Source organism: Arthrobacter sp. V1I7, from assembly GCF_030817015.1.
Classification (GTDB): domain Bacteria; phylum Actinomycetota; class Actinomycetes; order Actinomycetales; family Micrococcaceae; genus Arthrobacter.
Window position 1 is genome coordinate 4,292,269 of record NZ_JAUSYS010000001.1, and the last position, 11,924, is coordinate 4,304,192.

13 protein-coding genes are annotated in these 11,924 nt (G+C 66.5%); 5 read left to right on the top strand and 8 right to left on the bottom strand.

The genetic code is table 11. From position 1 onward, the window contains the following. Positions 1-151: 151 nt before the first annotated feature. Positions 152-556, bottom strand: coding sequence for a tautomerase family protein (locus QFZ69_RS19755; RefSeq protein ID WP_306913799.1), 405 nt, complete (start codon positions 554-556; stop codon positions 152-154). A 267-nt stretch (positions 557-823) separates the two neighbouring features. Between QFZ69_RS19755 and QFZ69_RS19760 the strand changes: the two genes are divergently transcribed. Together QFZ69_RS19760 and QFZ69_RS19765 are read left to right on the top strand one after the other, a co-directional pair. Next, complete coding sequence (locus tag QFZ69_RS19760) at positions 824-1,441, top strand: DUF47 domain-containing protein (RefSeq protein ID WP_306913801.1); 618 nt, start codon at positions 824-826, stop codon at positions 1,439-1,441. Between the two features lies 1 nt (position 1,442). Continuing rightward, complete coding sequence (locus QFZ69_RS19765; RefSeq protein ID WP_306913803.1) at positions 1,443-2,459, top strand: inorganic phosphate transporter; 1,017 nt, start codon at positions 1,443-1,445, stop codon at positions 2,457-2,459. A 51-nt stretch (positions 2,460-2,510) separates the two neighbouring features. Here the strand turns inward: QFZ69_RS19765 and pstB are convergent, their stop codons facing one another. From pstB to pstS, 4 genes are all read right to left on the bottom strand, one after another. Then, positions 2,511-3,290 (bottom strand): phosphate ABC transporter ATP-binding protein PstB, encoded by a 780-nt coding sequence (gene pstB, locus QFZ69_RS19770; RefSeq protein WP_306913805.1) that lies wholly within the window; start codon positions 3,288-3,290, stop codon positions 2,511-2,513. Between the two features lie 42 nt (positions 3,291-3,332). Next, the gene (pstA, locus tag QFZ69_RS19775) at positions 3,333-4,442 is read right to left on the bottom strand and encodes a phosphate ABC transporter permease PstA (RefSeq protein WP_306913807.1); all 1,110 of its coding nucleotides are present in this window, start codon (positions 4,440-4,442) and stop codon (positions 3,333-3,335) included. Beyond that, positions 4,443-5,375, bottom strand: coding sequence for a phosphate ABC transporter permease subunit PstC (pstC, locus tag QFZ69_RS19780; RefSeq protein WP_306913810.1), 933 nt, complete (start codon positions 5,373-5,375; stop codon positions 4,443-4,445). Between the two features lie 142 nt (positions 5,376-5,517). Further along, the gene (pstS, locus tag QFZ69_RS19785; RefSeq protein WP_306913812.1) at positions 5,518-6,636 is read right to left on the bottom strand and encodes a phosphate ABC transporter substrate-binding protein PstS; all 1,119 of its coding nucleotides are present in this window, start codon (positions 6,634-6,636) and stop codon (positions 5,518-5,520) included. A gap of 253 nt (positions 6,637-6,889) precedes the next feature. Between pstS and QFZ69_RS19790 the strand changes: the two genes are divergently transcribed. The 3 genes from QFZ69_RS19790 to QFZ69_RS19800 all read left to right on the top strand — a co-directional run bounded on the left by QFZ69_RS19790 (position 6,890) and on the right by QFZ69_RS19800 (position 9,841). Beyond that, a complete protein-coding gene (locus tag QFZ69_RS19790; RefSeq protein ID WP_306913814.1) occupies positions 6,890-8,017 on the top strand; it encodes an aromatic acid exporter family protein in 1,128 nt (375 codons plus the stop codon). A gap of 61 nt (positions 8,018-8,078) precedes the next feature. Further along, positions 8,079-9,452, top strand: a complete 1,374-nt coding sequence (gene radA / locus QFZ69_RS19795; protein ID WP_306913816.1) for a DNA repair protein RadA — start codon at positions 8,079-8,081, stop codon at positions 9,450-9,452. 92 nt (positions 9,453-9,544) lie between these two features. Continuing rightward, positions 9,545-9,841: a hypothetical protein gene (locus tag QFZ69_RS19800; RefSeq protein WP_306913818.1), complete on the top strand. Its 297-nt coding sequence runs from the start codon at positions 9,545-9,547 to the stop codon at positions 9,839-9,841. Positions 9,842-9,903: 62 nt separating this feature from the next. On the opposite strand, the gene QFZ69_RS19805 is transcribed toward QFZ69_RS19800, so the two are convergent. From QFZ69_RS19805 to QFZ69_RS19815, 3 genes are all read right to left on the bottom strand, one after another. After that, the gene (locus QFZ69_RS19805; RefSeq protein ID WP_306913819.1) at positions 9,904-11,040 is read right to left on the bottom strand and encodes a Vms1/Ankzf1 family peptidyl-tRNA hydrolase; all 1,137 of its coding nucleotides are present in this window, start codon (positions 11,038-11,040) and stop codon (positions 9,904-9,906) included. Further along, the gene (locus QFZ69_RS19810) at positions 11,033-11,269 is read right to left on the bottom strand and encodes a hypothetical protein (protein WP_306913821.1); all 237 of its coding nucleotides are present in this window, start codon (positions 11,267-11,269) and stop codon (positions 11,033-11,035) included. Before QFZ69_RS19810 ends, QFZ69_RS19805 begins: the two co-directional genes overlap by 8 nt. A gap of 172 nt (positions 11,270-11,441) precedes the next feature. Next, a complete protein-coding gene (locus tag QFZ69_RS19815; protein ID WP_306913823.1) occupies positions 11,442-11,780 on the bottom strand; it encodes a hypothetical protein in 339 nt (112 codons plus the stop codon). Positions 11,781-11,924: the final 144 nt, after the last annotated feature.

Sequence of the window (11,924 nt, forward strand, 5' to 3'; positions counted from 1 at the left end):
TTGGCCGGACCGCACGTGAGCGGGGCCACAACCACTACTCTGCACCAGATTTTATGTCCTGTCAAAGGTTTGTTCTGACATACTTACAACGAACGTTAGTGTTCAAAGGAAACACTCCCGGCAGGTCCGGATCCGGACCTTCGCGGAGCCCTTACTTGAGGGGAACAGCCAGTTCGCCCGTTACGTACTGGGCGCGGCCGAACCCGAACGACCAGTCGCTTGCACTGTTTTCCACATACCCGAGGAAGACGTCCTCGCCAGCCACGCCAACCTCCGCAAGCCGCGCTGCAACAGCCGCAAAGAGAGACTGCTTGGCCTCCTGACTACGCCCACCTTGGGTGAAGATCTGGATCATCACCACGCCCGGACTCCGCTCGAAACCGAGACCTGCATCCTGAGCGACAATCTGGCCGCGGGCATGTTCCGTGACGATGTGGAAGTAGTCCCGCTCGGGAATGCCATACTCGGCCAGGATGGCATCGTGGATCCGGCGGCTGAGGCTGTCGAGCTCCTCGGGACTTCGGCCTGCATTGACATCAATTCGAACCAGCGGCATTTAGAACCCCTTCATTAACTTTGTCCTGACATACTAACAAGCTGCTTGAGTTTTAGCAACGGCATCCGTCGGCATATTGACCATGGCGAACGGCGGTTTTCCTGCCCTCTAACCGGCGCCCGTGACACTCCATCGGCCCCCCTTTTGACGGTTTCCCGGGACGCACACAGCGGACGGTAAAGTAATTCCCATGCTCGGGTCATCGTCAAGTCACACGGCCGGCAGCGAGTACCCCCGCACCTCCCTTCCGAAAACCGGTGACCCGACGTGAAGCTGCGCCTTTTCCCCCAGGAGCCCGCCGGGCTGAACCTGCTCTCCCTGCTGGCACACCAGATCGTGCTCGCCACCGGCACCGTCTCGGAAATCTTCGGCGCACCCGCGAGCGAACACGGCCGGCTCGTGGAGGATATGCACAACCACGAGGCCAAGTCCGCGGAACTGCACTTCGCCCTGCTGACCCACATGCGGACCAGCTTCGTGAACCCGCTCCCGCGCGAAGACATGTACGCGCTCTCGCGGTACCTCAATGAGGCGATGGAAAAGCTCGACGCCGCCGCAGAGCTCGTGTCCCTTTATAAGCTGGACCGCCTGCCCAAAAGGGCCGCGGACCAGCTGGAGATCATCAGCCGGCAGGCCGAGCTCACCGTCGACGCCATGCGCAGGCTCAACAACCTGGACGACCTCGAGGACTACTGGATCGAGATCCTCCGGCTGGCCAAGCGCGCGGAGCGGACCCACCGGGTCTGGGTGGCGGACATGCTCAATGACATGAAGTCGGCCCAGTACGCCCGCAACCGGGACATCGCCAACCAGCTCGTGGAAGTCACCAAGGACATGCGGCGGATCGCCACCCAGGTGGGCAGCATCATCGTCAAGGAATCCTGACGTGACGGTGTTCTTCTTTGCCCTGGTGGTGGTTTTCGCCGGGGCATTTGCCTTCCTGAACGGCTTCCGGGACGCCTCGACGTCGGTGGCGCTGCCGGTGCGGACCCGGGCCCTGACTCCCACCGTGGCGGTGCTCTTCGCGGGCCTGTTCAACTTCATCGGCGCCGCCCTGAGCGCCACCCTGGCACTGGAAGTAAGCCGGACCTGGATCCAGCTCCCGGCCGGACAGAACGGCCTGACCATTCTCGTGGCGGGCCTCCTCAGCGCCGTCATCTGGGGCATCTACACCTGGTGGCGCGGGATCCCTTCCTCCTCCACCCATGCCTTAGTGGGCGGACTGGCCGGCGCCGGCGTGGCGAGCCTCGCGGTGGGCGGACACGCGGTCTCGGGAGTGGATAACTCCCTGCTGTTCCAGGTGGTGCTGCCGCTACTGCTCTCGCCAGCCATTGCCTTTGTCGGGGCCTACCTGCTGGTCTGGCCCGCGACCTGGGCCGCGCGCTACACGCCCCCGAACGTTGTCAACAGCCGGTCCCGCTGGGCCCAGACCATCGCCGCCGGCGCCGTCGCGTTCGCTCACGGCCTGCAGGACGGACAGCGGACCGGGGCGGTGCTGATCCTTGCCCTGCTCGCCTCCGGGCTGTCCGACGGCGGCTCCATGCCGATCTGGGTGGCGCTGCTCACCGCGTCGATGCTGACGGCGGGGACCCTGGCCGGGGGCTGGCGGATTTCCTACACGGTCGGTTACCGGCTGATCCGGATGGATCCCCTCCGCGGGTTCGCGGCCCAGCTCTCCAGCTCGGTAATCCTGCTGGTCGGCGCGATCGGGCTGCACTGGCCCATTTCCACGACCCACACGGTGACCACAGCCGTGCTGGGGGCCGGCTCCAACCAGGGCTTCCCCGCCACCAACAGGCGGGTCGTGCTGCGGGTCCTGGCCTTCTGGCTGCTCACCCCGGTCCTCACCGCGGCTGTCGCGTTCGTCCTGGAACTTTCACTCTCGCCGTTGGCGGGGCTGTAGGATCACGACGGCCGCTCCCTGAGTGCCGGCGGAGCAGCCGTTAGGGGCGGACTACCCGAAGCGGCCGGACACGTAGTCTTCCGTCGCCTTCTGCGTCGGGTTGCTGAACATGGTGTGGGTGTCCCCGACCTCGATCAGCTTGCCCGGCTTTCCGGTGCCGGCGATGTTGAAGAACGCTGTCCGGTCAGAAACGCGCGCTGCCTGCTGCATGTTGTGGGTCACGATCACCACGGTGTACTGGTCCTTGAGATCGTTGATGAGGTCCTCAATGGCGAGCGTGGAGATCGGGTCCAGGGCAGAGCAGGGCTCGTCCATCAGGATGACCTGCGGCTCCACGGCAATGGCCCGGGCGATGCAGAGCCGCTGCTGCTGCCCGCCGGAAAGGCCCGAGCCGGGCTTGCCCAGCCGGTCCTTGACTTCGTTCCACAGATTCGCGCCGCGCAGCGAGCGCTCCACCAGGGCATCGGCCTCGCCCTTGGAGATTTTCTGGTTGTTCAGCTTCACGCCGGCCAGCACGTTGTCCCGGATGGACATTGTGGGGAACGGGTTGGGTCGCTGGAAAACCATGCCGATCTGGGACCGGACGGTCACCGGGTCCACGCCGGGACCGTAGAGGTTGTCGCCGTCGAGCAGCACTTCACCTTCGACGCGGGCACCGGGAATGACCTCGTGCATCCGGTTCAGGGTGCGCAGGAAGGTGGACTTACCGCAGCCCGAGGGGCCGATGAAGGCGGTGACCGACTTGGCTTCGATATTGATGCTGACGTCTTCGACGGCCAGGAATTTGCTGTAGTAGACGTTCAGGTCCTTGACGTCGATGCGCTTAGACATGATGTTCCTTAACTTGCTGGAGGGTAGACGGAGGGCGCAGGCCTAGCGGCCGGCCTTGGGGGCGAAGAGGCGGGCAATCAGCCGGGCGCCGAGGTTGAGCAGCATCACCAGGATGATGAGGACCAGGGCCGCTCCCCAGGCGCGCTGGGAGGACGGGTCCGGGTTCGACGGTGACGTGGGGTTCAGGATCTGCGTGTAGATGAAGGTGGGCAGCGAAGCCATCCAGCCGGCGAACACGTTGGTGTTGATGGAGGTGGCGAAGCCTGCGGTGACCAGGATCGGTGCGGTCTCGCCGATCACGCGGGCGATCGCGAGGGTGACGCCCGAGGCGATGCCGGAGATCGCCGTCGGGATGACCACCTTGAGGATGGTCCGCCACTTGCGCACGCCGAGCGCGTAGGCGGCTTCGCGGAGCTCGTTCGGGACGATCTTGAGCATCTCCTCGCTGGAGCGCACCACCACGGGAATCATCAGCACGGACAGCGCGACGGCGGCGACCGCGCCGGTCTTAGTCCCCGGACCGACGATGGCGAAGAAGAACGCTGCGGCGAACAGGCCTGCCACGATCGAGGGGATCCCGGTCATGACGTCGACGAAGAAGGTGATCGCGCGGGCCAGCGCGCGGTCGTTGCCGTACTCCACGAGGTAAACGGCGGTCAGCAGGCCGACAGGCACGGAGATGACGGTCGCCAGGAGCGTGATCTGCACGGTGCCCAGCAGCGCATGGTAGATACCGCCGACTACCGGGGCGCCTTCCTCGACGCTCTTGTTGTCGAACGCGCCGGTGACACCGTTCATGGACGTGCTGAGGAAGCCCGGGTCCGTGAGGCCCGGCAGGCCGTTCACGAGCACGGTCCAGATCACGGAGATCAGCGGGAGGAGCGCGACCAGGAAGGCGCCGACGACCAGGCAGGTGGCCAGCTTGTCCTTGGCCCTGCGGGCGCCTTCCACGATGGCGCTCCAGCCGACGAGGCCGGCGGCGAACAGGATGGCCGAGACGATCCCCCAGCCGAAGGCGTTGAAGCCGATCAGGGCCAGGATGGCGGCGCCGAGAATCAGGGCGATTCCCAGGACCAGGTAGGGGGCCCACTTCGGCAACTGGCCCTTGGTGAGGGCCGACCGCTTCTGGACGGGGGTCAGGGTGGAGGTCATTTAGTTGGCTCCCGAGAATTCTTTGTGCCGGATGATGATCCAGCGGGCGATCATGTTCACGCCGAGGGTAATGAGGAACAGGACCAGGCCGGCAGCGATCAGCGTGCTGACCTGGAGTCCGCTGGCCTCCGGGAAGTTCAGCGCGATTTCGGCGGCGATAGTCTGGTTGCCGGACTGGATCAGGCTCGCGGTGAGGGCGCCGGAGGACAGCACGAGCGCCACCGCCATCGTCTCGCCGAGCGCGCGGCCCAGTCCCAGCATCACGGCGCTGACAATGCCGGGGCGGGCGAAGGGCAGCACAGCCATCCGGATCATTTCCCAGCGGGTGGCGCCGAGCGCGAGGGCCGCTTCTTCGTGCAGCTTGGGGGTCTGCAGGAAGATCTCGCGGCTCAGCGAGGTGATGATGGGCAGCACCATGACGGACAGGACGATTCCCGCGGTCAGGATGGTCTTGCCGGTTGCCGATGCCGGACCTTGGAAGATCGGCAACCAGCCCATGTTGTCGGCCAGCCAGTTGTAGGCCGGCGAGATTTCCTTGGCCAGGAACGCCGCGCCCCAGGCGCCATAGACCACCGAGGGGATGGCGGCCAGCAGGTCGATCAGATAGCCGAGGCCGGAGGCAAGCTGCCGCGGGGCGAAGTGCGAGATGAACAGGGCGACGCCGATCGCGACCGGTGTGGCGATGACGAGGGCGATGGCGGATGCGATCAGCGTGCCGATCACGATCGGCCAGATGTAGGCGAAGAAGCCTTCGCCGCCCTGGATCTGGTCCGGGGAGGCCGTGAGGGCGGGAATTGCCTGGATGACGAGGAAAAGCGCCACTCCGAAGAGCACGGCCAGGATCAGGCACCCTGCGGCCAGGGTGGCTGCCGAGAAGACTTTGTCCCCGGCGCGGCCTGCGCCCCGGGACGAGGTCAGGGAGGTGGTGGTCACTTCACGATCCTTCAGATCATTGGGTACTTCGGACAAACACATCGGTTCCCTGTCCCTGCACGGCCGTCGGTGACAGCCGTGCAGGGACAGGGAACCCGGATCAGGCTGGTGTTTCCACTATGCCTGTCAGCGCAAGGTATCCCTAGGACTTGACCTTGATGGATTCGATCGACTTCAGCGCCTTGTCCTGCAGGGTCTTGGACAGCGGGGCGGACTTGGCGGCGTCGGCCGCTGCCTGCTGCCCGGTGTCGGAGACGACGTAGCTTTCGAAGGCCTTCACGAGGTCGACGGTTTCCTGCGTGTCGTAGCTGGAGCACACGATGTGGAAGGAAACCAGCACGATCGGGTAAGCGCCCTCGATCGTGGTGGTGCGGTCCAGCTTGATGGACAGGTCGTTGGCGTTGCGGCCTTCAACCGGCGTGCCGGCGTCGACTGCCTTGGCAGCCGCATCGGCGGAGATCTTCGTGAAAGTCTCGCCGACCTTGATCTGCGCGATGCCGAGCTTGCCGCTGACGGCGGAGTCGTCGGCGTAGGTAACGGCGCCTGGGGTGTCGGTGACGGTCTTGACCACGCCGGAGGTTCCCTTGGCGTTCTCGCCCGCCAGGGATGCGGGCCAGATGCCCGCGGACTTGTCGGTCCAGGCCTCGGGGGCGGCGGCGGCCAGGTAGTCGGTGAAGTTGGAGGTGGTGCCGGAATCATCCGAGCGGCTCACCGGGGTGACCTTGAGGTCCGGCAGCGTGGCGTCCGGGTTCAGGGCGGCGATGGCCGGATCATTCCACGTGGCGATTTCGCCGCGGAAGATCTTGGCGACGGTGGGCGCGTCAAGGTTCAGTTCGGTGATGTCGGGCAGGTTGAAGGCCACGGCAATCGGGGAAATGTAGACCGGGATGTTGAGCGCGCCCTCGGGACCGCACTTGGCCATGGCGCTGGCGTACTCCTCGTCCTTGAGGTAGGCGTCGGAGCCGGCGAACTGTGCGGAGCCGTCCAGGATGGCCTTGCGTCCGGCGCCCGAGCCGTCCGGGGAGTACTGCACGGTGGCGCCCTGGTTTGCCGAGGCAAAGTTGGTCTTCCAGACGTCCATGGCCGCACCCTGTGCAGAGGAGCCGATGCCGGTCAGCGTGCCGGTGACCTTCGGGCCCGTCGCCGTCTGCGTGGCGGCCGGGGCGTTCGTGGCGTTATCAGAACCACAAGCGGTAAGCGCGAGTGCGCCGGCTGCGATGACAGCGATAGCCGCGTGGCGGCCGAAGCGGAGTGCCTTCACTAGATGTACCCCTTCCAGGGATTTTCTATGCGTGCCGGGCCGGAGAAGGCCGGGCAAGGGATGCGTACGGTTTGTACCTTTATTGAAGGTAGGTGCCCCAGGTGAAGAGAATGGCTGTTCAAGGTGAACGGATGGTTAACGACGCCGGGACTTTCGCTTACATCTGCCGGGTTCCCATTGCGCTGACCGGGCCGTATCCGTAAGGGTCGAGGCTCGGACACCGCCGCGGGGCTGAGCAAATAGACTGGAAGGCATGGCCCCGTCTACTGGACTTTCCGCAAGCGCCCGTTTCCTGCGCAGCCGGGTCCGTACGGGCTTTGTCCGGAGCCGGAACTCGCTCCTGCCGGCAGTCCAGATGACTGCCTGCGCGGTGGGCGCCTACGCCTTCGCCGAGTACGTGCTCGGTCACACAGGCCCGCTGTTCGCGGCCACCTCGTCCCTGATTGCCCTCGGTTTTTCCCGCGATCCCAGACTGCGCCGGGTGGTGGAAGTGGGCCTGGGCTGCACCATCGGCATCGTGGTCGGGGACCTCCTGCTCCACTGGCTGGGCGCGGGAATCTGGCAGGCCGCCGTCGTTCTCCTCTTCTCGATCCTGCTGGCGCGCTTCCTGGACAGCGGCACCATTTTCACCACCCAGCTGGGGCTGCAGTCCCTGCTGGTGGTGCTGCTGCCGGCGCCCGACGGCGGCCCGTTCACCCGCAGCATCGACGCCGTCGTGGGCGGCATCTTCGCACTGCTGGTAACGATCCTCATCCCCAAGGACCCGCGCCGTGAACCCCGCAAGGACGTGAAGAAGCTCCTGCATGAGCTCGCCGAGGTGCTGCGGGAATGCGCCTCCGCGCTGAGCTACAGCGATTCCACCCAGGCCTGGCATGCACTGATCCGCGGGCGGAACTGCCAGTCCCTCGTCGATGCGATGCGCCTGTCGCTCCGGTCCTCGGGCGAGGTGGCCACCCTGGCGCCCGCCTACCGGCGGCACCGGGAGGAGCTCGACCAGATGGAGCAGTCGCTGGACTATATCGATCTCGCGCTGCGCAACAGCCGGGTCTTTGCCCGCCGCCTGACCAGCGCCATCAACCATGCAGCGCTCTCCGACGAGGCCACCCAGAACATTGCCGAGGTCCTGCAGGAGACGGCCACCGCCGTCGACGAACTCTCCCTGGGCCTGGCGGAAATGCACGACGGCGTCCGCCGCGCCCATCTGCGGACGGCCCGGGCCGAGCTGCGGGAAATCGCCGGCCGGCTGCATCCCCGGCTGCTGGACGTGCAGCTGCTGGAGGGCGAAACGGTGGTCATGCTGTTCCGTCCGCTGATGGTGGACCTGCTGGAAGCCGCCGGGGTCGATGCCAAGGAAGCCCGGGACATCCTCCCTCCGCTCTAGTTTGCCGTCCCGCGCCGCTCCGGTTCTCCTGGTTGTCGCCGGCCGCGGATAGGGTGGAACGATGGCTACCAAGACTTCCCGGGCTTCCAAGGCGCCGGGCTACAAATGCGCCGAGTGCGGCTGGACCACGGCGAAATGGGTGGGCCGCTGCGGCGAGTGCCAGGCCTGGGGCACCGTGGAGGAGACCGGCGCCGCCGTGGCCCGGACTACGGCGGCCACGACCGTCCTGGAGCCGGCACGCCGGATCGCCGAGGTAGACGCCACCACCGCGGCCTTCCTGCCCACCGGTGTCGACGAACTGGACCGCGTGCTCGGCGGCGGGCTGGTCCCGGGCGCCGTGATCCTGCTGGCGGGTGAGCCCGGCGTGGGAAAGTCCACCCTGCTGCTGGACGTCGCGGCCAAGTTTGCCCGCACCGCGCAGGACGTCCTCTACATCACCGGCGAGGAGTCCGCGGCGCAGGTCAAGCTCCGCGCGGACCGGATCGACGCCGTCGCCGAGTCCCTCTACCTTTCCGCGGAAACGGACCTCGGCCAGGCCCTGGGCCAGGTGGAGAAGCTCGAACCCCGCCTGCTCGTGGTGGACTCCGTCCAGACGCTCAGCAGCGCCGACGTCGAAGGCAGCGCCGGCGGCGTCTCCCAGGTACGCGAGGTCGCAGCCTCCCTCATCGCCGCGGCCAAGCGCCGCAACATGACGACGCTGCTGGTGGGACACGTGACCAAGGACGGCTCCATCGCCGGCCCCCGGCTGCTCGAGCACCTCGTGGACGTCGTCTGCCAGTTCGAGGGCGAGCGGCACTCCCGGCTCCGGCTGCTGCGTGCCGTCAAGAACCGCTACGGACCCACCGACGACGTCGGCTGCTTTGACCTGAACGAGGACGGCATCGTGGGCCTGGCCGATCCCAGCGGGCTGTTTGTCTCACGGACCAAGGAACCGGTCTCCGGAACCTGCATCACGGTGACCCTCGAGGGGCGCCGCCCGCTGCTGGCAGAGGTGCAGTCCCTGCTGGCCGAAAGCGCCAGCTCGCAGCCCCGCCGGGCCACGAGCGGGCTGGACAGCTCCCGGGTTGCGATGCTGCTTGCCGTGCTGCAGCAGCGGGCAGGCTGCCTGCTCCACAAGGATGATTCGTACGTCGCGACCGTCGGCGGCGTGAAGCTCAGCGAGCCGGCCACGGACCTCGCCGTCGCCCTGGCCGTGGCCTCCGCGAAGGCCAAGAAACCCCTGCCGCAGCGGCTCATCGCTTTCGGCGAGGTTGGCCTGGCCGGCGAGGTCCGTCCCGTGCCCGGCATCAACCAGCGCATCCAGGAGGCCCACCGGCTGGGGTTCACGCACGCGGTGGTCCCCGCCAGCCCGAATGGCCCAGGTCCGGTGCCGGCCGGGTTCTCCGTGCGGGAAGTCGGGCACCTCGCCGAGGCCCTGGGGCTGTTGATCAGCTGACGGCCCTGGCTACCGTGGCGGTCCCGGATGATGTTCACAAGGATCGCTCCGGCCTCTAGGCTTGGACCATCAGCGAACTGAAGGAGAGCGCCATGTCTACCCCAGGTCAAGAGCCGGATCCCGTTGTCGGTGATGTCATCATCCCGCAGGAGGACGCGCTGCCCACTCCCACCCGGACGGGGCACGGAAAAATGCCTGAGGACATCGACGACGATGTTTTCGAGAAGGCGGCGGAGCAGGAGCGGGTGGCCGCCGGGCTGTCGGATTCCGCGCCCAGCGATGTACCTCCCGCTACTGACCCCCTGCCGCCGGAGGCATCAGAGGCTGCCGACCTCGCCCAGCGTGGACTGCTGGACGAGGCAGCCGGCGATCGGGCGGAAGAGGAATAATTCCGCCTCCGCCCGGCGGCAGCGCTGAGTCGACCCGGCCCTATCCGCTAAGCGGAACGGCGCTAGGCGGATGGGGCCGCTGGTCCGGTCGGCCAGCGCAGCAGGGCGGCGATGTCCACACCTTCGGGCAAGGCGGGCCCGGGGACGAGCAGGATCCGGGCGTCTGTCAGCGCCGCTGCCCTCAGCAGCGCTGCGGGCGCAGGAATCCGGCCGAGGACCTCTGCGCCGAGGGATTCGCCGTCAGCGGTGGCGATCCAGGGCTCGGCATCGAGCGCGAGCACACGACGTTCGGTGAGTGCCCGGTCGTTGAGGATCAGTACGTCAACCTGGGCCTGTTGGAGTGCGTGCACGACAGCACCTATCCCGGTCGCCGATTCGGGATTCGCCTGGCCCTCCTGCACGGCCAGTCGCTCCAGCACCTGCTCCTGATCGGCCGCCCACTGCGCCGCCACCCTTTCCTCGATCTCGGCATTGAAGGCTTCACGATCAGCACCGGGGGCGAGTGTGTGGGACTCCACCACGGTGAGCACGGCCCGGCTTGCTTCGGCCAGCTGTTCCTGGACCAGCCCGCGTGCCCGCACGTCGCCGGCGAGAATGAGTAACCTCGCCCCGCTGTCGCGGATCGTCTTGTCGATCTCGCCCGCGACCTGGTCGGCGTTGCGCCGCCAGATCTCCTCGGTCCGGTGTTGGAATTTCCCCTGCGCCCAGCCTCCTCCCGGGACCTTGCTCAGGTTCTCACTCGACCCCTGAATGTCCTGGCTTTTCGTGGCATTCCGTCGTCCGGCATGGTGGAGTCGGATCTCGCCTTCATCCCGGCTGACTTCCGCGACGACGTAAGGGAAGTCCTCCGGGCGGTGTTTTAACAAAGGCAGCAGGTCCGGGACGGGTTCAACCGCAATTCTTTCCGGAACGACAAGGGGCCCGGGCAGCAGTTCGTTGATCCGCACCGTTCCTTGCTGCACTAGAACGAACCGGCTGACCGGGGAGGGTTCGCCGGTGGCGGGCTGGAGGGCCTCTTCGATAGCGTCCAGGTCGTCTTTCCCGGCACCCTGCCCGGCCAGTGCAGCCCGGACATTTCCGGGCTGCACGTCCGCGGCTTCCAGGGAATCGACGGTGCCGGCGCTTGCATCCACGTAGGCTAGGCACCAGGGGCCGGGTTGCCGGTACAGATCCGCGTATTCCGTCAGGCGGTCAGTCACCGGAGTTGCCACCGCGCTCGGAAGGCTCCTCGCCCTCTGGACTGTCCGGCTTAGCTACTGGATCCATGGCCGCCTGCACCTCTGCGGGATCCGTATCATCGGGAAACGGCTCGGTTTCCCGCCACTCTTCGGCGTGGGCAGGCTTGTTGCCCCTCACCATGCCTTGCGTCTCGTGCTTCATCTGGTCGTCCAGATTCTGGCCGTGGGTCGTGTTGCCTCGCTCAGCCATGTCGATCTCCTTCCCATGTGGCCTGCACCACATGCTCAATCAATCCGTAGCTCACCCTAGCACCGGGGCCGCCAGCTGTTAAAGAGTAAATTGATCCCTCCGCCACGCCCTGGCTGGAGGTCCGGATTAAGGCGAAAAGGACTCCCGTGCGGTCCCGGAGCCGGCGAGCGCGTCAGCGCGGCTGCGCGGGGTTGGTCGGAACGCCGTGCGAGGGCGGATTCAGTGGCGGCCCGGAAGTCGCCGGCGTCACACGAGACCCCTGCTGCGTCTGGCTTGATTCCGGCGTGCCCGGGGCGGTTGGCCCGCTTGGCTCGGCACCGCCTTGCAGGGCAGTCAGCCGGGTTTCAAGGATCTGGACCACGGGCAGCCTGTTTCCGTGCGCACGCTCGTAGGCGAGTACCTGGCTAAGCTGCGCTTCATTGAGTCCTGTGATCCGGGTCGGAAGCGTCCCGACGGGGAGGTGATCATAATCGGGCAAGGGAAGTTCATCGTGCTGGGGTACGTCATTCACAGTATCAATCCTCCTGGTTCGGGACGAATTGCCAGCCGCCTGTAGCGGACCATCAGCAGCGGGCGCTGCTGTCCAAACTAGCAGTGAGCGCCGTGCAATGTAAGGCGTTCCGGCCACGCCGAACCCGCCGGCCGGCGGACACGC